This window comes from Pilosibacter fragilis (genome assembly GCF_032490495.1).
In the GTDB taxonomy this organism is placed as follows: domain Bacteria; phylum Bacillota; class Clostridia; order Lachnospirales; family Lachnospiraceae; genus Pilosibacter; species Pilosibacter fragilis.
This window is the reverse complement of the sequence record NZ_JAVYJB010000001.1, coordinates 1-23,257: the sequence shown is the minus strand read 5'-3', so window position 1 is coordinate 23,257 and position 23,257 is coordinate 1. Positions and strand designations below refer to the sequence as shown.

22 protein-coding genes, 1 pseudogene and 1 other annotated feature are annotated in these 23,257 nt (G+C 48.1%); of the genes and pseudogenes, 17 read left to right on the top strand and 6 right to left on the bottom strand.

From position 1 onward, the window contains the following. The first annotated feature begins 72 nt into the window (after nt 1-72). The 11 genes from ABCW45_RS00115 (at nt 73) to ABCW45_RS00065 (ending at nt 11,686) form a co-directional block, all read left to right on the top strand. Nucleotides 73-1,083: a FecCD family ABC transporter permease gene (locus ABCW45_RS00115; RefSeq protein WP_343219927.1), complete on the top strand. Its 1,011-nt coding sequence runs from the start codon at nt 73-75 to the stop codon at nt 1,081-1,083. A gap of 25 nt (nt 1,084-1,108) precedes the next feature. After that, nucleotides 1,109-2,248 carry an ABC transporter ATP-binding protein gene (locus ABCW45_RS00110; RefSeq protein WP_343219926.1) on the top strand — a complete coding sequence of 380 codons (1,140 nt, stop codon included), beginning with the start codon at nt 1,109-1,111 and terminating at the stop codon, nt 2,246-2,248. A gap of 3 nt (nt 2,249-2,251) precedes the next feature. After that, nucleotides 2,252-2,451 (top strand) — a binding site (T-box leader). 282 nt (nt 2,452-2,733) lie between these two features. After that, nucleotides 2,734-4,674: a threonine--tRNA ligase gene (gene thrS / locus ABCW45_RS00105; protein ID WP_343219925.1), complete on the top strand. Its 1,941-nt coding sequence runs from the start codon at nt 2,734-2,736 to the stop codon at nt 4,672-4,674. 159 nt (nt 4,675-4,833) lie between these two features. Beyond that, nucleotides 4,834-6,258, top strand: coding sequence for a biotin/lipoyl attachment domain-containing protein (locus ABCW45_RS00100; RefSeq protein WP_117470269.1), 1,425 nt, complete (start codon nt 4,834-4,836; stop codon nt 6,256-6,258). A 12-nt stretch (nt 6,259-6,270) separates the two neighbouring features. Beyond that, nucleotides 6,271-6,954, top strand: a complete 684-nt coding sequence (locus ABCW45_RS00095; protein ID WP_015554528.1) for a YggS family pyridoxal phosphate-dependent enzyme — start codon at nt 6,271-6,273, stop codon at nt 6,952-6,954. A gap of 17 nt (nt 6,955-6,971) precedes the next feature. After that, on the top strand, nt 6,972-7,484 hold the full coding sequence (locus ABCW45_RS00090) for a cell division protein SepF (RefSeq protein ID WP_117470268.1): 513 nt from the start codon (nt 6,972-6,974) through the stop codon (nt 7,482-7,484). 12 nt (nt 7,485-7,496) lie between these two features. After that, nucleotides 7,497-8,252: a YlmH family RNA-binding protein gene (locus ABCW45_RS00085; RefSeq protein WP_117470267.1), complete on the top strand. Its 756-nt coding sequence runs from the start codon at nt 7,497-7,499 to the stop codon at nt 8,250-8,252. Nucleotides 8,253-8,264: 12 nt separating this feature from the next. Next, nucleotides 8,265-9,365 carry a 3-dehydroquinate synthase gene (aroB, locus tag ABCW45_RS00080; protein WP_343219924.1) on the top strand — a complete coding sequence of 367 codons (1,101 nt, stop codon included), beginning with the start codon at nt 8,265-8,267 and terminating at the stop codon, nt 9,363-9,365. An 8-nt stretch (nt 9,366-9,373) separates the two neighbouring features. After that, on the top strand, nt 9,374-9,883 hold the full coding sequence (gene lspA, locus ABCW45_RS00075; RefSeq protein ID WP_117567198.1) for a signal peptidase II: 510 nt from the start codon (nt 9,374-9,376) through the stop codon (nt 9,881-9,883). Nucleotides 9,884-9,886: 3 nt separating this feature from the next. Beyond that, nucleotides 9,887-10,798 carry an RluA family pseudouridine synthase gene (locus ABCW45_RS00070; protein WP_343219923.1) on the top strand — a complete coding sequence of 304 codons (912 nt, stop codon included), beginning with the start codon at nt 9,887-9,889 and terminating at the stop codon, nt 10,796-10,798. Nucleotides 10,799-11,053: 255 nt separating this feature from the next. Beyond that, entirely contained in the window at nt 11,054-11,686 is a 633-nt protein-coding gene (locus ABCW45_RS00065) for a cytidylate kinase-like family protein (protein ID WP_015554533.1), read from the top strand. Between the two features lie 138 nt (nt 11,687-11,824). Here ABCW45_RS00065 and glmS read toward each other — a convergent pair whose 3' ends face one another. After that, on the bottom strand, nt 11,825-13,642 hold the full coding sequence (gene glmS, locus ABCW45_RS00060) for a glutamine--fructose-6-phosphate transaminase (isomerizing) (protein ID WP_015554534.1): 1,818 nt from the start codon (nt 13,640-13,642) through the stop codon (nt 11,825-11,827). Nucleotides 13,643-13,966: 324 nt separating this feature from the next. Between glmS and ABCW45_RS00055 the strand changes: the two genes are divergently transcribed. From ABCW45_RS00055 to ABCW45_RS00045, 3 genes are all read left to right on the top strand, one after another. Beyond that, nucleotides 13,967-16,201, top strand: coding sequence for a C40 family peptidase (locus ABCW45_RS00055; RefSeq protein ID WP_343219922.1), 2,235 nt, complete (start codon nt 13,967-13,969; stop codon nt 16,199-16,201). A 396-nt stretch (nt 16,202-16,597) separates the two neighbouring features. Beyond that, complete coding sequence (locus tag ABCW45_RS00050; protein WP_425518579.1) at nt 16,598-17,482, top strand: tRNA lysidine(34) synthetase; 885 nt, start codon at nt 16,598-16,600, stop codon at nt 17,480-17,482. After that, a complete protein-coding gene (locus ABCW45_RS00045; RefSeq protein WP_343219921.1) occupies nt 17,482-18,534 on the top strand; it encodes a tyrosine-type recombinase/integrase in 1,053 nt (350 codons plus the stop codon). Before ABCW45_RS00050 ends, ABCW45_RS00045 begins: the two co-directional genes overlap by 1 nt. 30 nt (nt 18,535-18,564) lie before the next feature. On the opposite strand, the gene ABCW45_RS00040 is transcribed toward ABCW45_RS00045, so the two are convergent. The 5 genes from ABCW45_RS00040 to ABCW45_RS00020 form a co-directional block, all read right to left on the bottom strand. Beyond that, complete coding sequence (locus tag ABCW45_RS00040) at nt 18,565-18,936, bottom strand: DUF2500 domain-containing protein (protein WP_343219920.1); 372 nt, start codon at nt 18,934-18,936, stop codon at nt 18,565-18,567. A 290-nt stretch (nt 18,937-19,226) separates the two neighbouring features. Continuing rightward, the gene (locus ABCW45_RS00035; protein WP_015554546.1) at nt 19,227-19,370 is read right to left on the bottom strand and encodes a hypothetical protein; all 144 of its coding nucleotides are present in this window, start codon (nt 19,368-19,370) and stop codon (nt 19,227-19,229) included. A 56-nt stretch (nt 19,371-19,426) separates the two neighbouring features. Beyond that, complete coding sequence (locus tag ABCW45_RS00030; protein ID WP_015554547.1) at nt 19,427-19,588, bottom strand: hypothetical protein; 162 nt, start codon at nt 19,586-19,588, stop codon at nt 19,427-19,429. A 50-nt stretch (nt 19,589-19,638) separates the two neighbouring features. Beyond that, nucleotides 19,639-20,187: a hypothetical protein gene (locus tag ABCW45_RS00025; protein WP_015554548.1), complete on the bottom strand. Its 549-nt coding sequence runs from the start codon at nt 20,185-20,187 to the stop codon at nt 19,639-19,641. 73 nt (nt 20,188-20,260) lie between these two features. Further along, nucleotides 20,261-20,389, bottom strand: coding sequence for a transposon-encoded TnpW family protein (locus tag ABCW45_RS00020; RefSeq protein ID WP_242990524.1), 129 nt, complete (start codon nt 20,387-20,389; stop codon nt 20,261-20,263). 295 nt (nt 20,390-20,684) lie between these two features. Here ABCW45_RS00020 and tnpA point away from each other — a divergent pair. From tnpA to ABCW45_RS00005, 3 genes and pseudogenes are all read left to right on the top strand, one after another. Further along, nucleotides 20,685-21,125: pseudogene (tnpA, locus tag ABCW45_RS00015) on the top strand (IS200/IS605 family transposase). A gap of 9 nt (nt 21,126-21,134) precedes the next feature. Beyond that, nucleotides 21,135-22,460, top strand: a complete 1,326-nt coding sequence (locus ABCW45_RS00010) for an IS200/IS605 family accessory protein TnpB-related protein (RefSeq protein ID WP_343219919.1) — start codon at nt 21,135-21,137, stop codon at nt 22,458-22,460. A 386-nt stretch (nt 22,461-22,846) separates the two neighbouring features. After that, nucleotides 22,847-23,257 (top strand): transposase family protein (locus ABCW45_RS00005; protein WP_485020645.1); only part of this gene is annotated, 411 nt, incomplete at its 3' end.

The following is a 23,257-nucleotide window of genomic DNA, read 5'->3' as shown; positions in this document are numbered from 1 at the left end:
AATGGATTTTTGCACGTAACTATGAAGGTACTGAATAGTTACAAATTATAAATGAAAGGGGGAAGAACGCCTATGTCAACCCAGTCTAAGCGGATCGTCCGGGCCTACCTGCTGTTATTTGTCCTGCTTGCAGCCTTAAGCTTTCTGAGCCTGGCCGTCGGCAGCGTGCGTGTATCGGCAGCAGATATTCTTGTGGCCCTGGGTGGAAAAGAGGGGACTGATATGACCCGTCATATTCTCTTTGATATCCGCCTCCCCAGAATGCTGGCGGCGTTGATCCTCGGCGGGGCGTTATCGGTGTCGGGCTTTCTGCTGCAGACATTTTTCTCGAATCCCATCGCCGGCCCCTTCGTCCTTGGAATCTCTTCCGGCGCGAAGCTCGCCGTTTCGATCTTCATGATCCTGTTTCTCGGACAGGGACTCATCATGAATTCCTGGGTCATGATCGGTGCGGCTTTTCTCGGTGCCATGGCCTCCATGGGCTTCGTGCTGGCGGTCTCAAAAAAGCTTCCTCAGATGTCCATGTTAGTGGTAAGCGGGATCATGATCGGATATATCTGTTCGGCGGCAACGGATTTTATCGTAACCTTCGCCGATGACTCCAATATCGTGAACCTCCACAACTGGTCCATGGGGAGTTTTTCCGGCATCTCCATTGATGGGGTAAAGATCTGTCTCCTTGTGACCGCAGCAGCTTTCTTTTGTTCCATGCTGCTCTCAAAAGCCATGGGTGCCTATCAGCTGGGGGAGGTCTACGCGAGAAACATGGGTGTCAATATCAAACGGTTCCGGATCGAGCTGATCCTGTTATCCAGCATTCTTTCCGCTACAGTGACAGCCTTTGCGGGCCCCGTCTCCTTCGTGGGGATCGCGGTGCCCCATATGATCAAACAGCTGTTTAAGACCGCGAAGCCCATCGTTGTGATCCCGGGATGTTTCCTTGGCGGTGCAGTATTCTGCCTGTTCAGCGATCTGCTGGCGAGAACGTTGTTTTCACCGACAGAACTTTCCATCAGTTCTGTGACGGCGGTGTTCGGAGCGCCGGTGGTGATTGCCATGATGATAAAAAGAGTGAAACGTTGATAGGAATAGTCTGAAAGGAGAGCCCATGCAGAACTACCTGACAGCAGACAATTTAACCGTCGGATACCGCGGAAAACCGATCCTGTCCGACATCTCCATGAACATCCGCCGCGGATCCATCGTCACGCTGATCGGACCGAACGGGGCTGGAAAATCCACGATCTTAAAGAGCATCATCCGGGAACTTTCCCCATTAGGCGGAAGTGTATTTCTTGACGGCACAGCCCTGGAGGATTACTCGGATCCTGATTTTGCGAAAAAGACCGCGGTGGTCATGACGGGTCGGCCGGATCCGGAGCTTATGACGTGTTTTGACGTGGCGGCAGCAGGAAGATATCCGTATACCGGGCGGTTCGGGATCCTGTCCAAAGAAGACAAGAAAAAGGTCATAGATGCCCTCGAAATGGTCCGGTGCGAAAGCCTTGCGGATGTCCTGTTCCAGAACACCAGCGACGGACAGAAACAGCGGATCCTCTTAGCCCGGGCGATCTGCCAGGAACCGGAGCTTCTCGTTCTCGACGAGCCCACATCCTTTCTCGATATCCGGCACAAACTGGAGCTTCTCGATATCTTGAAGAAACTGGTCCATGAGCGCAATGTGGCAGTCCTCATGTCGCTTCACGAGCTGGATCTTGCGGAGAGGATCTCTGACTATGTGCTCTGCGCGGAAAACGGGACCATCGGGAGAACAGGGACGCCCCAGGAGGTGTTTGAGGGAGACTATATCGCAAAGCTCTACGGAATCGAACACGGGAGCTATCTGACGTCCCTTGGATTTCCGGAACTCCCGAGAACAGACGGAGCGCCGGGGGTCTTTGTCATCGGCGGCATGGGGAGCGGGATTCCTGTGTACCATGCCTTAAACCGGGCGGGGATCCCCTTTGCGGCGGGCGTGATCCATGAAAACGATATGGAGTACCAGACAGCGAGAGTGCTGGCAGCAGAAGTGATCCGGGAAGCGGCCTTCGAACCGGTGGGAGAGCAGGCGTTTCTTAGGGCGAAGAAAGTGCTAGAGTCCTGTAAGGCCGTTTTCTGCCCGTTAAACGTCTTCGGAACTATGAATAAAAAAAACCGGGAACTTCTCCGGATCGGAACGGAACTCGGAAAATTACGGCAAATTCATCTTGACAAATCTGATTCCGGTGATATACTAAATGACAAGTGAAAAAACAACACGTTGACAGGAAGAGTACGTTCGGAAACTGCTCAGAGAGGGATACATTTGGTGAGAGTTATCCTGCACGGAACGAGCTGAAGACCACCCTGGAGTGTCCCTTAATCGGGAACGGTGATTCCGTTATCATCAAATGAAGTGGTATAGAAATTCTATACAAGCAGGGTGGAACCACGGGTAATCTCGTCCCTTGATTATGTGAAAACGCATAATCAAGGGACTTTTTTATTTACGCGAACAACGAGCCAAAGTCCGCGCTTGCGCGAGACCTTGGCGACTGCCGCGATAACAAGGGGAAACTCGCGAAGCGTGTTTTCACTTGTTTGCGCGAGTGACAAAACAGAGACTGTGTTCACACAGGAAACTGAAAACGCGGTATTACAAGCCACGGCTCGCGTGAGATTTTCACTGAGAAAAAGCAGCTGTAAAATATCTCGGCTGCACGAAATTTTTCCAAGAGAAAAAGGAGAATGAACATGAAAGTAACATTAAAAGACGGCTCTTTTAAAGAGTATGCACAGCCGATGGCTGTCATCGACATCGCAAAAGACATCAGCGAAGGTCTTGCAAGAATGGCCTGTGTCGCAGAGATCGACGGAGAAGTAAAGGATCTGCGCACGATCGTTGACAAGGACTGCACTTTAAATATCTTCACAGCAAAGGATCCAGAAGGACTTGCAGCACTCCGCCACACAGCAAGCCATGTAATGGCTCAGGCGATCAAGCGAATCTGGCCGGAGACAAAGCTTGCCATCGGTCCGTCCATTGCTGACGGTTTCTACTACGATATCGACCGTGATGAGCCGGTAACATCCGACGACCTCGCAAAGATCGAGGCTGAGATGAAGAAGATCATCAAGGAAGCTCTCCCGTTAGAGCGTTTTGAGCTTCCGAGAGCAGAGGCGATCGCCCTTATGAAAGAGAAGAACGAGCCGTACAAGGTAGAGCTCATTGAGGATCTTCCGGAAGATTCCATCATCAGCTTCTACAAGCAGGGTGAGTTCACCGACCTCTGTGCAGGTCCGCACCTCATGAATACAAAGGAAGTCGGCAAGGCATTCAAGCTCATGAACATCGCAGGCGCTTACTGGCGCGGAAGCGAGAAGAACAAGATGCTGACCCGTATCTACGCAACAGCCTTTGCGAAAAAAGAGGACTTAGACGCTTACGTTACCATGATGGAAGAGGCGAAGAAGCGTGACCACAGAAAGCTCGGCAAAGAGCTCGGTCTCTTCATGATGAGCGATGCAGGCCCAGGATTCCCGTTCTTCCTTCCAAAGGGAATGATCTTAAAGAACACACTCCTTGACTACTGGCGCGAGATCCACAAAAAAGCAGGTTATGTAGAAATCTCCACACCGATCATCTTAAACAGAAGCCTCTGGGAGACATCCGGTCACTGGGATCACTATAAAAACAACATGTATACAACCGTCATCGACGGCGAAGATTACGCCATCAAACCGATGAACTGCCCGGGCGGCGTTCTTGTTTACGCTTCCGAGCCGCGTTCCTACCGTGACCTTCCGCTCCGTATGGGTGAGCTCGGTATCGTTCACCGCCATGAGAAATCCGGTCAGCTTCACGGACTCATGCGTGTACGCTGCTTCACACAGGATGATGCCCATATCTTCATGACTCCGGAGCAGATCCGTGATGAGATCAAGAACGTAGCAGGTCTGATCAACCAGGTATATTCCCTGTTCGGATTCAAATATCATGTAGAGCTTTCCACAAGACCGGAAGACTCCATGGGAAGCGACGAGGACTGGGAGCTTGCAACAAACTCCTTACAGGGCGCATTAGACGACCTTGGACTTGACTATGTGATCAACGAAGGAGACGGCGCATTCTACGGTCCGAAGATCGACTTCCATCTGGTAGACGCGATCGGCAGAACATGGCAGTGCGGTACGATCCAGCTTGACTTCCAGCTTCCGCAGCGTTTCGAGCTCGAGTACATCGGCGCTGACGGTGAGAAGCACAGACCGATCATGATCCACCGCGTATGCTTTGGCTCCATTGAGCGTTTCATCGGTATCCTGATCGAGCACTTTGCCGGCGCATTCCCGACATGGCTTTCACCGGTTCAGGTTAAGGTCCTCCCGATTTCCGAGAAGTACGAGGAGTACGCAAAATCTGTCAAGGCAGCTCTTGACGCAGCTGACATCCGTGCTGAGATCGACCTTCGTTCTGAGAAGATCGGCTACAAGATCCGTGAGGCACAGGGTCAGAAGATCCCGTACATGTTAGTTGTCGGCCAGAAGGAGCAGGCCGATGGAACTGTATCCGTAAGAAGCCGCTTCAAAGGCGACGAGGGCGCTGAAGATCTCAACGTATTTATCGCAAACATCAAGGCTGAGATCGCTGGCCGTGTAAACCGTCCGGTCGAGGTTAAAAAGGAGGAGGAGAAATAATCCTCTGCTCGTTTAACCAGGTGCTGAAATTTCAGATTTTCGCCGGTCTTCGGAATTTTCCGGGGACCGGCTTTTTTTCTGTTTTTTGTCTGTCTGCTTGCACTTTTTTCCGAATGATGGTATCATATTACGGAATATGACCGTTGGGAGGTTTATCAATTGGCGAAGAAAAAGAACAAGAAAGTCGTTCGTTATCGCCGGCCCCTGAATATCAATGTGGGCATGATCATTTTTGCCCTTATTTTCTTATATATGGCATTTTATCTCTATACCTACCTTCGCAGGGACAAGGTGGAGTTTTATGAAGTTGTGGAGGGAAGTATCGTAAACGATACGAGGCACACCGGAATCATTTTCCGGACAGAGGAGCCGAAATACACGGACCGTGCCGGAAATATCAACTTTTATCTGAGAGAGGGGAAAAGGGCAGCTGTCGGTACGAGAGTCTATTCCATTGATGAGACGGGAACGCTTTCCGCCCTGCTCGCGGAAAAAACGGACGGGTCTGTAGCCCTCTCAAAGGAAAACCTCGCTTCCTTAAAAAAGCAGCTGTCCAGCTTTAGCCAGACATTCACGAACGAAGATTTCCGGGAGGTCTATGATACGAAAAACACCCTGGATGCGGAAGTCCTGGAGTATGTGAGCGTTGATACCTTAAAAAATCTCGACAGCGCAGTCTCTGAACTGGGCGGAAATTTCACCCAGGTGCGGGCGGATCAGTCCGGCATTGTGTCCTACTCGGTGGATTCCATGGAGACACTGACACCGAACCAGGTGACAGCGGATATGTTTGACAAGAGTTCCTACAAGAAATCCAGCGTGCGCTCAGGACAGCTCGTGGAGACCGGGGCACCGGCCTACAAGATCATCACCTCCGAGGACTGGTCCATCGTGTTCCCGATGTCGGAGCAGGAGCTTACCACTTATAATGGAAAGACTTCCCTCGCCGTGAAGTTTAACGGCAGGGATCTTGAGACCTCCGGCGCGTTCTCCACAGTGACAGGCGGAGATGGAAAGACATACGGAAAACTCGATTTTTCTAAATATATGGAACAGTTTGTTTCCGACCGGTATGTGGATTTTGAGATCGTGACCGATGAAGTCCGGGGACTCAAGATCCCGAGAAGCTCCGTCACCGATGTGACTTTCTATGTGATCCCGAAGGATTATTACGTGAGCGCAAAGAAGGATTCTTCCGATTCCTCCTCCGTCTCCCAAAGCGGCTTCCGCAAGGAGACCTACGCGGATGGAAAGACGGTGGGCGTCATCACTCCGTGCACGATCTACTACGCGGATGATGAATACTATTACGTGGATGCCGGGGAGAACAGTGAACTGAAAGCCGGGGATTTCCTTACAAAGGACGATTCCGAAGAGCGTTACCAGATCGGAATGACCCAGACGGTACAGGGCGTCTACAATATCAACCGTGGATACGCGGTATTCAGAAGGATTGAGATCCTTTCTTCGAATGATGAGTATTACACCATCAAAAAGGGCACCGATTATGGTCTGTCCGTCTACGACCACATCGTCCTGGACGCCAACGCCGTGACCGGAAACGGAATGATCATCTATCAGTAGGAGGTTTTTATCATGTCAGTTGCAGAGAATATAAAGAACGTAAGAGAACGCATGAACGCAGCCTGCCTTCGCGCGGGAAGAGATCCGAAGGAGGTCACCCTGATCTCCGTCAGCAAGACGAAGCCGGTCTCCATGTTGATGGAGGCCTATGAGGCGGGAGAGCGCGACTACGGCGAGAATAAGGTACAGGAGATCACGGAGAAGCGCCCACAGATCCCGGAGGACGCGAAATTCCACATGATCGGTCATCTCCAGACAAACAAGGTCGGACAAGTCATCGACAAAGTGGTCCTGATCCACTCCTGTGACAGCGTCCACCTGGCAGAGAAGATCGAGAAGGAAGCCGCAAAGCGCGATATGATCGCCAATGTGCTCCTTGAGGTCAATGTGGCGAGAGAGGAGAGCAAATTCGGCATGTTCTTAGAGGACGTAATTCCGAATTTAAAGGAGATCCAGGCATTTCCCCATGTCTGCGTAAAGGGAATGATGACCATTGCACCAAATGTCGAAAATGCAGAAGAAAATCGAAAATATTTTAAAGAATTATATCAATTATATGTTGACATCAAAAATAAAAACATTGATAATGGTACTATGAGTGTGCTGTCCATGGGTATGACCGGCGACTTCGAGGTAGCCGTTGAGGAGGGTGCAACCATGATTAGAGTAGGAACCGGAATCTTTGGTTCCAGATAGATTGGAGAGAACTAGATATGAGCTTTTTAGGCAAGATTATGGATACGATGCGTCTGAACGACGATGAAGATGACGATTACTTCTTAGATGACGATTATGAGGATGAAAAGCCGGCGAGAAAGAACCTTTTCAAGAAGCAGACAGCTGATGATTTAGATGATTATGAGGAGGAGAAGCCAAGATTTTTACCCCGCACCACCAACAGCAATAAGGTTGTTCCGATGCGCCGCGGAAGCGGAATGGAAGTTTCCTTAATTAAACCGACCTCCTTAGATGACGCAAAGGAGATCTGCGATTACCTGCTTGCCGGAAAGGCAGTTGTACTTAATATGGAGGGAATCCACACCGAGACCGCACAGCGGATCATCGATTTCACATCCGGATCCACATATTCCATGAACGGAAATCTCCAGAAAATTTCCAACTACATTTTTATCGCAACCCCGCAGTCCGTTGAGCTGTCCGGTGACTTCCAGGATCTTCTTACCGGAGGAAACTTAGACGTATCCGGACTCAACATCCATCTTTAATTAAGGATCCATATGGAAAAGGAAGAACAGCTTTTTAGGAAGCGGATCCAGGAACTGGCAGAAAACGCTTACTCCCGCGATATCCCGCTTCACACAGATTTTCTGACGCTCGCAGAACAGACTGTCTTCCAGAATATGTCGGCTACACTGCCGCCGGTGAAGTTCGTACTTTCCGGCGGCTTTCCGATGTCTGAAAGAAAGGTTTTGTGCTTTCTGGCGTCCTATGAGGAGGAACTTTACGCGCCGCCCTTCGTGTGTTTAAAGATCGTTCCCGCAAACAGGCGCTTCGCGGAGAAGCTGACCCACAGAGACTATCTCGGGGCGATCATGAATCTCGGAATCGAGAGGGCCATGATCGGGGACATCGTCCTGCAGGATGGAAATGCCTGGGCGTTTGTCATGGAAAAGATGAGCAGATATCTTGCGGAGAATCTCACGATGATCCGGCACACCTCTGTTGTCACGGAGATCACGGCAGATTTTTCTGAGCTTCCGGAGCCAGAGATGGAGGAAATTTCAGGAACAGTGAGTTCCGTCCGCCTGGATTCTGTTATCGCGCTTTGCGGAAGACTTTCCAGGACGAGGGCAGCATCATATATCGAAGACGAGAAGGTCTCTGTCAACGGGGCTGTCTGCACGAATGTATCGCTGAATCTTCGGGGCGGAGAGATCTTATCGATCCGCGGCATCGGCAAATTCCGGTTTGGCGAGCCAGGAAATCTTACGAAAAAGGGGCGGACATCTGTCGTGGTGTACCGCTATAAATAGGAGGTTAGCCTTATGATCACAGAACATGTAAACCGGATCCCTGTCCATCTCGACGGGAAGACCATTTATGATATCGTACTGGAAGATTCTTTTGACGCCCTTGCAAAGGAGATCTCCGCGCTGGGCACTGAGAAGAAAAAGATCTGCATCATCGCGGATTCCAACGTGGCTGACTTGTATCTTGATGAAGTGACAAAGATCCTTTCCGGTTGCTGCCGTGAGGTCACATCCTACGTGTTCCCGGCAGGAGAAGAGAATAAGAACCTGAAGACAGTCCAGGGCGCTTACGAGCACCTGATCTTAAACCATTATGACAGAAAGGATCTTCTTGTGGCTTTAGGTGGCGGTGTCACGGGAGACCTCTGCGGATTTGTGGCTGCAACCTATCTCCGCGGCGTGGATTTTGTCCAGATCCCGACAACACTGTTGTCCCAGGTGGACTCCGGAATAGGCGGAAAGACCGGTGTAGACTTTGATTCCTACAAAAATATGGTAGGCGCTTTCCACATGCCGAAGCTTGTATACACGAATGTGTCCGTACTTCGCACACTTCCGGACGATCAGTTCTCCGGCGGTATGGGAGAGGTCATCAAGCACGGCCTGATCCGCGATAAGGAGTATTTTGACTGGATCCAGACGAACAGGGCGAAGATCCTCGCAAAAGACGCGGACACCTTAAAGCTTCTGATCCAGGGCAGTGATTTCATCAAGCGTGAGGTTGTTGAGATCGACCCGACGGAACAGAATGAGCGCGCGACCTTAAACTTTGGCCACACATTAGGCCATGCCATTGAGAAATTAAAGAACTTTACGATGCTTCACGGCCACTGTGTCGCTGTCGGTGCCCTGGCTGCCATGAATATCTGCAAAGAGCGCGGACTTGTAAAACAGGATGAGATCAGCGTGTACAAGGCACTGATGGAGTACTTCGCTATCCCGATATCCGTTTCCGGCCTTGATCCGGAGGAAGTCATCGCTGCGACAAAAAATGATAAGAAGATGGAAGCCGGCGTTATCAAGTTTATTCTTCTGGACCGTGTGGGTCACGCCTATATCGACCGCACCGTCACGAAGGATGAGATGGAGCGCGCCCTGGCAACTATTTTCAGATAGGAGTTTTTATGAATACCATCGGAAAACGCTACGGCATTCTTGCCGTATGTTCCGCCCTGCTCATCGCTCTGGACCAGTGGGCGAAGAGTATGGCTTACAACACGCTGCGGGTCAATGGGCCGCTTGTGCTGATCAAGGGAGTCTTTGAGCTTCTGTACTCGGAAAACAGGGGAGCTGCCTTTGGAATTCTTCAGGGAAAACAGTGGTTTTTCTTCCTGGTTGCTGCGGCTGTTGTGATCGCGGTCCTTGTTTTTGTGGCAAAGCTTCCTTCCGGGAACCGGTATCTGCCGCTCTATATTTCCATGGTCCTTCTTCTTTCCGGCGCGGTCGGAAACCTGATCGACCGTGCGGTGAGAGGATTTGTGGTGGATTTCTTCTACTTCAGCCTCATTGATTTCCCGATCTTTAATGTGGCAGACTGTTATGTAGTCTGCGCGGCCGGACTTCTGATCCTTCTCATCGGCTTTTTCTATAAGGAAGATGAGCTTTCCTTCCTTTCATCGAAAAAAGGAGAATAACCAGTGAGAGAAGAATATTTTGTGACGGAGGAGACGGCGGGAGACCGTATCGATAAGTTCCTTGCGGAACAGTATGAGAATCTTTCACGCTCTTTCCTTCAGAAGCTTTTAAAATCAGGGGAAGTTATGGTAGATGGACGCCCGGTGAAGGCAAGCTACAAGGTGGCTGAGGAGGATCTGATCTCCTTCGAGGTGCCGGAGGCTGTGGAGCCGGAGATCGTGCCGGAGGATATTCCACTGGATATTTTATATGAGGACCATGATGTGATCCTTGTAAATAAGCCGAAGGGGATGGTGGTTCATCCGGCTGCTGGACATTATACGGGGACATTGGTGAATGCGCTGATGTTTCACTGTAAGGAAGACCTCTCCGGGATCAACGGAGTTCTGCGCCCGGGAATCGTCCACAGGATCGATATGGACACCACTGGCGTCATCATTGCATGCAAGAATGATCTCGCCCACAATTCCATAGCGGCACAGCTCAAGGAGCATTCCATCACCCGCCGTTATCAGGCGATCGTTCACGGAGCCCTGAAGGACGATGAGGGAGTGATCGACGAACCTATCGGGAGAAGCCCAAAGGACCGGAAGAAGATGGCAGTCAATTATAACAACGGAAAATCCGCAGTGACCCATTACAAGGTGCTCACACGGTTTAAGGATTTCACCCATATCGAGTGCCGCCTGGAAACGGGTAGAACGCACCAGATCCGCGTCCATATGGCAAGCATTGGACATCCGCTCTTGGGTGATGCCGTTTATGGTCCGGCGAAATGCCCGTATAAGCTTCAGGGGCAGACGCTGCACGCAGGGATTTTAGGGTTCGTGCATCCGCGGACGGGGGAGTATATGGAGTTTTCGGCACCGTTGCCGGAATATTTTGAGGAGCTTTTGAGAAAATTGCCGGGATAATTTTTCCCGGCTTTTTTGTGTAATAAAAAAATCCTCGAAACGTGCCAATGATGCGCACTCGCACGAGGATGTGGATTGTCGCAAGCGACCGCGCTCGGCGCGAGAATGTGACTTGGCACATTCTTACTTATTCTGCTTTATGCATATACTGATACAAAAATTCAGAAAATTTACGGGATAACTCTTGCATATTGACTGCAATTTTTGTATAATATAGCTATCAGAAGGCTTGATGACAGAAAGGAGCTGTGGCATATGAGTGATAACCTTATTATTACGATCGGAAGAGAATGCGGAAGCGGAGGAAGACATATCGGGCAGGCATTAGCAGAAAAACTCGGTGTAAAATGTTATGACAAAGAGCTCCTGAATCTGGCCGCAAAAGAGAGCGGTCTCTGTAAAGAGCTGTTTGAGACCCACGACGAGAAGCCGACGAGCAGTTTCTTATATTCCCTGGTAATGGATACATATTCCCTTGGATATACGAACTCTGCATATATGGATATGCCGATCAACCACAAGATCTTCCTTGCGCAGTTTGATACGATCAAAAACCTTGCGGACAAGGAATCCTGCGTAATTATCGGACGCTGTGCTGACTACGCGCTGGCTGATTATCCGAACGTGGTATCCGTATTTATTACAGCCAACGAGGACGTGAAGATCAGGACTTTGATGGAACGCCATAAGATTTCTGAGTCCCAGGCGAAGGATGTCATGATCAAGACCGATAAAAAACGTGCCAGTTACTATAACTATTATTCCAGTAAGCGCTGGGGCGATTCCAAGAGCTACGATCTCTGCATGAACAGCAGCAAGATCGGTTATGACGGAGTTGTGAAGATGATCCAGGATTTTGTGGAGATCAAGAAAGGTTATAAGAAATAAGTGATATGAAGACGGGGCAGGAAGCAGAATCAAAGCTGTTTTCTACCCTGTTTTATTGTCTGAAATTATACCAACGTATGTAAAAAGGGCCAGCGCTTTGAGGCACTGGCCTAATAATGTTGAATATGATAGCTTTTTTTATTCCACCGTCACAGATTTCGCAAGATTTCTCGGCTGATCCACATCGAGGCCTTTCTGGACGGAAGCGTAGTAGGCGATGAGCTGGAGGACAACGGCGATCGGGAATACGGTGAATTTATCATCTTCCTTCGGGATCCGGATGATCACATCGGCGATTCCCTCGTCGACAGCGGTATCTTCCGTCACAAGGAGTACCACATAGGCGCCTCTCGCTTTTACCTCACGGATGTTGGAGATGGTCTTCGCGAAGATGTGTTTCTGGGTCGCGATGGCGATCACCGGGACATGGTCTGTGATCAGGGCGATGGTTCCGTGCTTTAATTCACCTGCTGCGTAAGCCTCCGCGTGGATGTAGGAGATCTCCTTTAACTTTAACGCGCCTTCCAAGGAGAACGCGTAGTCCATGCCGCGGCCGATAAAGAACACATCCGGGTAATTCACGATGTGGGTGACGATCTCATTGATTGTATTCTCATCGCGGATCATGGTCTCCATGGCGGAAGCGCAGTTTAAGAGATCACTCATGAACTGCTCTGCATGTTCCTCCGTGTATACGCCGCGTACAAGTGCCATACGGCAGAAGAGAAGATAGAGGGCAGCGATCTGTACCGTGTAGGCTTTTGTGCTCGCCACGGCGATTTCAGGGCCTCCATGGGTATAGATCACGTAGTCGCTCTCGCGGGCGATCGTGGATCCCTTTACGTTTACAACTGAAATTACAGTGGAACCGCATTCCCTTGCGAGGCGGAGTGCCGCCAGGGTATCGATGGTCTCGCCGGACTGGGAGATCACGATGGTGAGGGTCGAGTCATCGATCAGCGGCTCCTCGTAGCGGAACTCAGAGGCGATGGACACGGTCACCGGAATTCTGAGGCGTGGCTCAATGAGGGCTCTCGCCACCATTCCCGCATGCATGGCAGTTCCACAGGCGATGACACGGATATTTGTGATCCGCTTTAAGAGCTCATCCGGGATCTTCTCATCGGAGAGGTCCGGGAGACCTTTTGTGAGGCGCGGAAGGATCGTCTTTTTTAATACTTCCGGCTGCTCGTGGATCTCCTTCATCATGAAATGCGGGAAGCCGTTCTTCATGGCTGCGTCCGTGTTCCAGGATGCCTCGAGGATCTCCGGCTCCACCTTTGTACCGTCAAGCTCGTAGAGGCTCGCGTGGTAGGCAGTGAGCTGTACGAGCTTTCCTTCCGGGACAACAAAGTATTTTTTTGAGTACGGAAGAAGAGCCGTCAGGTCAGAGGCGATCATGGCTCCGGAAGCTGTGTAAGCGGCTACAAGCGGGCTTACGTTTCTCACTGCATAAATTTCACCCGGCCGGTCCTCAAACATGATACAGAAGGCGTAGGAACCTTCCAGCTGTCTTAAGAACTCATGGATGGAGGAGAACGGGTCACCGTTGTAGATCTCGTTTAAGGTCGCAGCGGCAACTTCCGTGTCTGTCTGGGAATGGAGCTTTCCCTCCAGGTGGTATTTTGCTGTCAGGGCATGGTAGTTCTCGATGATGCCGTTATGGATCATCGTCACTTTTCCTGCCACATGCGGATGGGCATTCTCACTTGTCACGCCGCCGTGGGTCGCCCAACGGGTGTGGCCGATTCCGCAATGGGAAACGATGGGATCTTCCTCGCATACTTTGCGCAGGGCAGCAACTTTTCCGACTTTTTTGATAAAGTGGATTTTTGAGTTCTCGTCAAATAAAGCGATTCCCGCGCTGTCGTAGCCGCGGTACTCAAGCTGGGTGAGACCGTTGAGCAGTACTGTCTGCGCATCTAAAGGACCGCAGTATCCGATAATTCCACACATATATTTTCATCTCCAGTTTTTCGTTATGTAATATTAGACTATGTTTCACGCGGTATCATGCTATCTTGAGGTCCCCTGCGGGACCTTCCTAATGTTCAGAAGGGACGCAGAAACCTTCCTGTAAGCAAGCTTACGGGACATTCCTGTATCCCCCCTGGCGACTGCACGAGCCAACTTGTTACGATTATAGTATTAAATGGATGGAAAGTCAATCCGCGCCTGTTTCCATGGGGAAAATTAAAGAAATCTTAACAAATTTTCCTTCCCCTATATGTTATACTAACTCCGTTATATTTACATAATGCAGGAGATGTACGCTCGAAAATGAAGTTGAACGACCATTTAGATTTTCATAAATTACCTTTTGATAAAGAAAAGATCCGCGAGCAGGTGGAGAAGATCGCCGCGGACTGCATGCACTGGGTGACAGGCAGGCAGAATGCGAGACCGCTTTTAGCGATGGTTTTATGCACCTGTATCGCGTTTTCCGCCATGCTTCCCTATATTCCGGTGATCGCCCCGGCGGAGACCAGCACGGAGCGGATCTATGAGCCGGAGACCGTCGATATTCTCGAGGATCCTACAGAAAATACGACGGATGAGACTACAGCGGAGATCGATCCGGATGCACCGGCTCCATATAAATTAAACTTTTCGAACATGTACGAGGAGGGATCGGAGACCAGCTATGCGGAGATCCTGATGAAGGAATTGATCCAGAAGGACTCCAAGTGGTTTGCCGCGATCTATGACATGGCAAACAAAGCTCCGGCAAAGCTTGCCCCGTCCTTTGGCCGCAAGGCGTCCTCTGTTCTCGGACAGTATAACCCGACCTCGAAGACTCAGGATAAGAACAATCCGGCTTCCTGGTATGTGGAGCATTTTAAGAATGTCAAGGTTACGTTTTACAACGGCGACGGCGAGGTCACGTCCGCAGTGTCAAATGCCCAGGATATTCTTTCCATGGCAAGTGTTTATGCGTTTTATAACGGGATCACGGATCTTGACACGATCCGCACCTATGTGAATGACCTCTGGACGAAGTCCCATTCCTACCAGGCATCCCTTGGAAATGTCTATTACTGCGACGGCTGCGTGGATCCGAACACGTCTGCGGAAGAGGGAGATTCCGAGCTGGAAGGTGAGGATACCTTTGTATCCGGACGAAATATTGACACGGAGATCCGAACAGACGCAGGCGATGAGGTCATCGACCAGGCCGGAGATACGGTTTCTGTAAACGGCGAGAACCACAGTGATGGTTCCTCCGCATCAGGTTCCGCCCAGGATTCCTCCGCACATACGTCCATGGTGGCTGAAACAACGACAGTTCCTCCGTCGGCTGCAAACCATACAGAAGGTGCCGCGACGAAAGAGTCCACTACAAGCGCCCTGGATTCCCTGGCTGAGACGGCTGAGAGCGTGATCCAGGAGACCACAAAGAAAGCGACGATCATCCGCGTGGAGGATAAGACCGAGGCAGCCACGAAATCTCCGGAGGCGGAAGCTTCAACGACTGCAGCGCCGACAACGAAAGAGGAGACGGTTCGCGAAACCACTGCTCCTTCCACGGAAGGAACGGAAGAGACTTCAGTGAAGGTCATCCGAGTCGGCAGCAATGAAGAAGCGGACCATGAATATTCCGGTTATGCTGTCAGGGCGGCAGCGGAAGAGCAGAATGCGGAGACATTCCTTTTAGAGCCGGAAACGGCGGCAGGAAGTGAAGCAGGCAATGAAACCGGTGGTCTGGAACAGGCAGCCGAAGTGGAAGAGAGCGCTGCCAACGGATATAGCGTCCATACGGCGGCTGCATCCCATGCACTGATCTGTCCCGGACATATCGATCTGAAGATCTCAGCGACCATCCGCACACTCAACGAAAATTCAAATCTTTACAGTGTCGATGACACAGGAAACACTGTGGGAGAGACGGAGTCCGTATCCGCGGACGGAACCGGCTGGGAAGGCTGGAACCGCAGAATGATGTCCTTTGTAAGCCATATCAACCGCCAGGACTGGACAGAGACATATGGGCTCAACGTAGTCGTGGAGGGCACGAGAGCGCCGCTCTCAACGACGGAGATTGACTCCTACATGAGCAGACTTCCAAAAGATACTTCAGAGACGAGAAAGAATATTATCCGGTACGCCCTTCAGTCTGTCGGAAAAGTTCCGTATTACTGGGGTGGAAAGGCCAGCGCCCAGAATTATACTGGCAACAATTTCGGTTCCGTCACGATCCCGGACCACAAGGGACGTATCTTAAAGGGACTCGACTGCTCCGGATGGGTCAACTGGGTATACTGGTCCGTCACAGGAACACATCTGCCGTATGAGGGCACAGAGGGCTTAAGGACTCTTGGACGGCAGGTAAAACGTCAGGATTTGAAGCCGGGCGATATCGTGGTAATCACGGGATCCACGCCGCATGTTATCATGTTCCTCGGATTTACCTCAAACGGACAGATCCAGTGTGTCCATGAGACGGGGTCCGCGAACAATGTCACAATTGGCGTGATGAACGCGAACTGGCCGTATTATAGAAATCTGCTAGATTAATGGAATGTAGTTCTGGGAATTAACCGATTTGTCTGGTTCTGGGGACGAAAAAGTAATTTTAAATAATTTGATCTGTATGAAATTGATTTTATGATTGTGATGAACATTTTTGTGCGGATCATGTGCAGCACCTTCTTTACAGCACATTAGGGGTCTAGAAAGACTGGAATGCGGCTGGAGAGAAGGTGCTTGCTTTATTTAGATTTAGTGTGCTGAATAAATGAATGATAGATATATTATGGCATTTTTTGTTTTGAAAGCCGGAATATTGACATTGGGGATGGAATAGAGTATGATATGGATAGATTTCCAACTATTCGTGAAAGAATAGTTTATCGAATAGTTATGGCGAAATTCCGGTGATTTACCATGTTTTCCATGAAATGAGGTTTTCTAATGAAATTACAAAGACTTTTAAGCCTGGTTCGTCAGGCTGTTGATGATTATACTCTCATCGATGATCAGGACCATATTGCTGTCGGTGTTTCCGGCGGTAAGGACAGTCTGGCTCTTCTCTATGCGCTCCATGAACTGCAGCGCTTTTACCCGAAACATTTTACGCTTCATGCATTCACAGTCGATCTCGGATTCGGAATTCAGGATTTCAGCGGCATAAAGGCTTTTTGCGACGGCTTTCAGGTTCCTCTCACAATAATCCCCACCGAGATCGGGAAAATCGTTTTTGAGACCCGTAAAGAGTCAAATCCCTGCGCGCTGTGTGCGAAAATGCGCAAAGGAGCCTTAAACCTTGAGGCAAAGGCCGCCGGATGCAATAAGATCGCTTACGCGCATCATAAGGATGATATTATTGAGACGATGCTGTTGTCTTTGATGTTCGAAGGACGTTTTTATACGTTCCCACCAAAGACATTTTTGGACCGCACAGAACTTACGGTGATCCGCCCTCTCATGTATGTCTCTGAGGCGGATGTGATCGGATTTAAGAATAAATATAATCTTCCGGTGTGCAAAAATCCATGCCCTGCGGATGGACATACGAAACGCGAGTATGTTAAGAATTTAACCAGTCAGTTAAATAAAGAAAATCCTGGAATTAAGGAACGGCTGTTTCATGCGGTAATTTCCGGAAATATTGAAGGGTGGAATTCTGGGAATATCGGAATGGCTGGAACATCTGAGGAGGTGGCTGATAAAACCTGTCGATCAGAGACATCTGTGAAAATGCAGAAAGATCAGACCGGTGCGGAAGAACAACTTTCCGAATCACATAATTGCCATGAAAATGACCGTGAAAGCAAGAATAAAAAGGAGGAATTCTGATGGCCACACTCTCCTACCATGAACAGAAAGATATTGAAAATATCAAGAAACTTCGGGAACTGCAGAAGGAACTCCCTTCTTTCTGTTCCGATTTTTTCCGCGGAATCGAGACAAGCACGTCCACAAGAACCAGGATTGCCTACGCATATGATCTGAAAATATTTTTTCAGTTCTTAAAGACCGCCAATCCCGGCACCTTCGGCAATCCGTCCCATACTCTCACACCGTCTGATCTTGAAAAGCTGACGGTGACAGATCTGGAGGAATATATTGATTATCTGAAATGTCATCCGAGTGATACAAATGAAGATGTTATAAATACAGAACGTGGACTCATGCGGAAGGTCTCTTCTCTCCGCAGCTTCTACAGCTATTTCTTCCGAAATGAGCGGATCGAGAAGAACCCCGCCGCCCTCGTGCGCATGCCGAAGCTCCACGAAAAGGAAATTATCCGTCTGGAGATCGATGAGGTGGCAAAGCTCCTCGATGAAGTTGAGGAAGGTGATAAACTGACCGAGAAACAGAAACTTTACCATGAGCGAACAAAAGTTCGAGACCTTGCCATGATGTCACTCCTCCTCGGAACCGGTATCCGTGTTTCTGAATGCGTTGGATTAAATATCAACGACATCGACCTTGATACCTGCGGTGCCAGAGTTTACCGGAAAGGCGGAAAGGAATCCGTGATCTACTTCAGCGATGAAGTTCGCGATGTGCTGGAAGACTACCTTGATGAGCGGGAAATGATCGATGCCGTTCCAGGAAATGAGGATGCCCTCTTTCTCTCCATGCAGCGGAAACGGATCAATGTGCGCAGCGTGGAAAATCTCGTAAAAAAATACGCAAAACTTGTCACACCGCTGAAAAAGATCACCCCGCATAAGCTCCGCAGCACCTACGGTACAAGCCTTTACCGGGAAACCGGCGATATCTACCTCGTTGCCTCCGTCTTAGGCCATAATGATGTCAATACGACAAGAAAACATTATGCGGCTCAGGAAGAAGAACGCAGACGGTCGGCGCGGAACGTTGTAAGGCTGCGCGAAGATTGACATATTTCTTTCACACTATCACCTCCAGAATCACACGCGCTCAAATGACAGATATCTCGTTCCCTGAAACGTAAGTTTCCCAATGTCGCCTTCCGCCAGCATTCCATATTCTCTGCCAGAAACCGGCAATTCCATCCGGTCACCGCTCTCTACCTGAAACGTGACATAGTAGCTGGTACTTGAAGTCGAATGGTAGCCATGCGTTCCAGACAGGTCACCCGCATTTGCATGGCTATGATGTGTGATATTTTCACGCTTTGCGACGATGGCTGCACTCACTGACAAACGCGGTGACTGATTGTTTTTATGCCATGTTCCGATTCCTGTCACAAACTGGAAGATGATCATGCCAAAAACCATTACGAAGATAATCGGAAACATAAACCCAAACAGCATAAACATATAGCTCACCTCTTCTTCATCTTTCGTCCAATGATTACTCTGAGCACAAAACATACGACAATCACGAAAAGCGAGGCAGCGATATACAGTAATGCTTCTGTATACCACGGTGCAGAATACGATTCGTATAGTTTCGGAAAGCGCTTATACCCATAGAAATCCATACCCGTTTTAATCACAATCATGTAGAAACTTGCATAGATAATATATTTTAATAAATCGTATAGTTTATTCATGCCATTGCCTCCGCGATATTCTGTTTTAACCTTTTGGCCTCGGCAAACTGGAAGTTATCGAAGAGCATCCCTTAATTGCAACAAGCTACTACGGATACTTTCTCCAGCTCCACCAATAGCCTGCGCTATAATGATTGCGGCAACTATAATTGCCACTGCGACAATAATTTTTCCAATCAAATATTGATATTCTTTCATTTTGATTACCTCCATCTACAAGTATCGATTTTCTCAATTCTCAAAACAGGGAGTTGTCAGTCCTTCTTGTTCTTTTCAATAGCATTAATAGTGCAAGCAAAACCTGTAATCATTGAAAGTAGTATTGCTCCACCCATTGCTTCGTTCATTCCAGCACCAAAGAAAAAACCGACCAACGCTGCAATTACCATTAGAATGATTGAAATGATTACTCTCATAATATATGCCTCCATAAATTTGAAATTTATCGCAACATTTCATTCTTGGATTATACTCGCTTATAGATAATTGGTTCATCATATCCAAAAGTTTTCTTTCCATTAACTTCCATGCTTTCAGATACCTCCAGACAACTATCAGAAAACTTTTCCCAAAGCTTAAATGTCATTACCGGTGAAAACTGGCTTGTACTGCCTCCTTCCCAGATTCCATCTTTTTCATGATAGAGCGCCGGAGTGAATTTTTCAGATTTTTTCAATTCAGTGTAGTCAGCATTTTTCATAGAATCATATGAAAACGTACTTTTATCTTCTCCTTCTGGTATTTCATAAGAATACAACACAATTCCATCTTCTTTCTCTGTAATAAGGAAAAGATGTGGGGAAGCATGGCGTTTACCATTTGTCTCATAGTAGCTTTCTTCAACAACAAATTTACCATTAAAATCTTTAGGAAGATTCAAAATTTTCTCATTACAGATTGTATTAATGTGTTCTGCATAAGGATATGTTTTCCCTTCTCTCTGCATATTATCAAACTGCTCTTTGTTATTAAAGTGTCCCGTCATCATATTAATAAAATTATCGAGCTTCATCATGCTTTTTACCTCCAAATTCCGACTTGTTACTCACATGATATCATATTTTTTCTTCAATTACATCCACCAAATTTTAGTACACTGCCATTCGGCTTGCTTCTGTAACCGGCATCCGTTTAATCTTCTCCTGCATTGTTTCCTTTGCATCTTCATTGAAATGATAACGGACAACATAGACTGTCTGGCAATTTTCTTTGTAAATATGTTCCCCTCTGTTTTTGTATACACAATATGGATTTGTGAAAACATTCGCTATGATTGTCCGTAGGAGGACGGATCATGGTTGACTATACACCGCTTTGGAAAACGATACATGAACGGGAAAATAACTCAATATGCGATGCTTCAGGATAAAGTCCTCGATAACCATACGCTTGACAGGTTGAAAAACACGCACCGCATTCTCGTTACTTCAGTGATGAGTTAGGTGCGCTATTTATTTACAATAATATCGAACATATGTTTACATGCTTAGTAACATATGGTATAATATTCATATGGAAAAATATATATTTACTATTAAAGAAAATTCTCTTTCGTATGGTAGAGGATATGTGTACTCGCTTCAATATCATCTGGTCTGATGCACGAAATACCGAAAGAAAGTTCTGACCAATGGTGTAGATCAGGAGTGCAAAGAAATGTTGCAGGAAATCGCACAAGAATATCAATTTCGGATCCTTGCGATGGAAGTAATGCCGGACCATATCCACCTGTTGCTGGATTGTAAACCGCAGTTCTTTATTTCGGATATGATCAAGATCATGAAAGGAAATCTTGCGAGACAGTTGTTTCTTGCACATCCGGAACTGAAAAGGGAGCTGTGGGGCGGACATCTCTGGAACCCATCTTACTGCGCTGTGACCGTCAGTGACCGAAGTCGGGAACAGATCATGGCTTATATCGAAGGACAGAAAGAAAAAGAGAACAGAAAGTAGAGGAAACCTATGCAGGTCGTATCCAGCTATGGCGCGGAAATTAAAAACAAGAATATCCCGATCCGCCATACGCTGGCGCTTTACCGGGAGGCGGTCCGCTGTCTGACGGAGATATATGAGACCGTATGGACAGAGTTATCCATGATCGATCAGATAAAACGGAGATTTAACGAGGCGGAACATCTGGTACATGAAACAAAGAAGAATCATGCAAGATTTGACTTCGATGCCCGTTTTCCGAAAATGCCGTCATATCTGAGAAGAGCGGCGATCCAGCATGCGCTCGGGAGTGTTTCCTCGTACCATACAAGATTGGAACAGTGGAAAAATGGAGCGATTTCCGGAAAACCGAAGCTTGTATATGAAAACCATGCGATGCCGGTATTTTATCGGAATGTCATGTACAAACCAGGAGAAGAGAGTGAAAACGCGGCCTGCCTGAAGCTTTATGATGGTCATGACTGGAAATGGTTCCGCGCAGGTCTGCTTCATACGGATATGGAGTACCTGCGCAGGCACTGGTCCGGAAAAAAGTCTTCTGCTCCGGTTTTGGAAAAACGACATCAGAAATATTTTCTCCGCTTTTCTTATACGGAAGAAGTTACATTATCAAAAACACCTGTAAAGGATCAGCTTATCTGCAGTGTGGATCTTGGAATCAATACGGATGCAGTCTGTAGTATCATGCGGTCAGACGGAACTGTCCTGGACCGGAAATTTATCAATTTCCCCAGTGAAAAAGACCGGCTGTCCCATGTACTCGGAAGGATCCGGAGATTCCAGAAGGAACACGGTTCCAAGCAGATCGGAAGCCGATGGGCGTATGCGAAACGTCTGAATACGGAACTTGCCAGAAAGACTGCCCGTTCGATCACAGAATATGCTCATGAGAATCATGCGGATGTGATCGTGTTTGAGTACCTGGAAATGAAGGGAAAGATTTCAGGAAAGAAACGACAGAAACTGCACCTTTGGAAGAAACGGGAGATCCAGACTATGTGTGAACACAAAGCACACCGGTATGGGATCCGTGTGTCCCGTGTCTGCGCATGGAATACCAGCCGTCTGGCGTATGATGGAAGCGGACCGGTCAGCCGAGATCCGAAGAACCACAGCCTGTGTGTTTTCCAATCTGGAAAACAGTATAACTGTGATCTGTCAGCATCCTACAATATCGGAGCGAGATACTGGATTCGGGAAATCATAAAAACCTTACCGGAAACGGAAAGGTCTTCACTGGAGGCAAAAGTACCTGCGGTGAAGCGCAGAACCTCATGCGTTTATGCTGATCTGCTCATCCTTCAGAATGAGTATGGATGTTCGAAAGCTGCATAAATGCAGGCAGATATCCGGAGGACTACCTGTTATGTGGAACCCAGCCGTACCCGGCATGGAGGATGCGCATATCTGCGCAGTTCTAAGTTTCAGGCGTATCCGCCGGTATCCGGTCTTGCCGTTTAAAACGGCTGAGAAGCATGTGACTTTAGTCATGTGAGGTTCACATTTTTGTACTTTATGCTATAATCCTTGTATCTAAGCCATTTATTAACCGCTAACTATAAAGTACAAAATTTTTTACTTTTGATTGACATAATTATATTATGTAAACTATCTAAGTAAAAATTTAATTTAACCTGTTGTGCTAGATAAAATAATATAAAGAAACTTCAACAAAATGTGCTATCCTATTTGTAGGCAATACAACGAAAGGAGGCATCATTATGTTGAAGTTCCAAAATAATAATACCACTGTTATTGCAACTTTTGAAGACTTTATTTTAACCACTTACGTTATTATTGACGAATTGTATCATCAGTTTGCACTTCCTGAGGTTGCCAAGCGACGGCATGTTTTAGATGCAAAACTATCTGATTCGGAAATCATTACCATTAGTCTTTGTGGTGAGTTGCTTGGCGTTGATTCTGAAAATGCCTGGTTTTCTTTCGTGAAAAAGAATTACAGACATCTTTTTCCGAAGCTTTGCAGCAGAAGTCGTTTTAACAGAACGAGGCGTGCTCTGATGCAGACAACCGAATTATTAAGACAAAAGATGCTCTCTGTTTTTCCGGTTCCGGTCAGTTCTTATTGCATTATTGATAGTTTTCCGCTTGCAGTCTGCAAATTTGGACGT

What these genes read in the sequence shown, in the direction of transcription:
- lspA (WP_117567198.1), top strand. Translation starts at nt 9,374, where the DNA reads ATGAATACCATCGGAAAACGCTACGGCATTCTTGCCGTATGTTCCGCC.
- ABCW45_RS00095 (WP_015554528.1), top strand. Translation starts at nt 6,271, where the DNA reads ATGTCAGTTGCAGAGAATATAAAGAACGTAAGAGAACGCATGAACGCA.
- thrS (WP_343219925.1), top strand. Translation starts at nt 2,734, where the DNA reads ATGAAAGTAACATTAAAAGACGGCTCTTTTAAAGAGTATGCACAGCCG.
- ABCW45_RS00025 (WP_015554548.1), bottom strand. Translation starts at nt 20,187, where the DNA reads ATGATGAAGCTCGATAATTTTATTAATATGATGACGGGACACTTTAAT.
- aroB (WP_343219924.1), top strand. Translation starts at nt 8,265, where the DNA reads ATGATCACAGAACATGTAAACCGGATCCCTGTCCATCTCGACGGGAAG.
- ABCW45_RS00090 (WP_117470268.1), top strand. Translation starts at nt 6,972, where the DNA reads ATGAGCTTTTTAGGCAAGATTATGGATACGATGCGTCTGAACGACGAT.
- ABCW45_RS00040 (WP_343219920.1), bottom strand. Translation starts at nt 18,936, where the DNA reads ATGTTTATGCTGTTTGGGTTTATGTTTCCGATTATCTTCGTAATGGTT.
- glmS (WP_015554534.1), bottom strand. Translation starts at nt 13,642, where the DNA reads ATGTGTGGAATTATCGGATACTGCGGTCCTTTAGATGCGCAGACAGTA.
- ABCW45_RS00085 (WP_117470267.1), top strand. Translation starts at nt 7,497, where the DNA reads ATGGAAAAGGAAGAACAGCTTTTTAGGAAGCGGATCCAGGAACTGGCA.
- ABCW45_RS00030 (WP_015554547.1), bottom strand. Translation starts at nt 19,588, where the DNA reads ATGAGAGTAATCATTTCAATCATTCTAATGGTAATTGCAGCGTTGGTC.
- ABCW45_RS00010 (WP_343219919.1), top strand. Translation starts at nt 21,135, where the DNA reads ATGCAGGTCGTATCCAGCTATGGCGCGGAAATTAAAAACAAGAATATC.
- ABCW45_RS00035 (WP_015554546.1), bottom strand. Translation starts at nt 19,370, where the DNA reads ATGAAAGAATATCAATATTTGATTGGAAAAATTATTGTCGCAGTGGCA.
- ABCW45_RS00115 (WP_343219927.1), top strand. Translation starts at nt 73, where the DNA reads ATGTCAACCCAGTCTAAGCGGATCGTCCGGGCCTACCTGCTGTTATTT.
- ABCW45_RS00110 (WP_343219926.1), top strand. Translation starts at nt 1,109, where the DNA reads ATGCAGAACTACCTGACAGCAGACAATTTAACCGTCGGATACCGCGGA.
- ABCW45_RS00045 (WP_343219921.1), top strand. Translation starts at nt 17,482, where the DNA reads ATGGCCACACTCTCCTACCATGAACAGAAAGATATTGAAAATATCAAG.
- ABCW45_RS00065 (WP_015554533.1), top strand. Translation starts at nt 11,054, where the DNA reads ATGAGTGATAACCTTATTATTACGATCGGAAGAGAATGCGGAAGCGGA.
- ABCW45_RS00050 (WP_425518579.1), top strand. Translation starts at nt 16,598, where the DNA reads ATGAAATTACAAAGACTTTTAAGCCTGGTTCGTCAGGCTGTTGATGAT.
- ABCW45_RS00055 (WP_343219922.1), top strand. Translation starts at nt 13,967, where the DNA reads ATGAAGTTGAACGACCATTTAGATTTTCATAAATTACCTTTTGATAAA.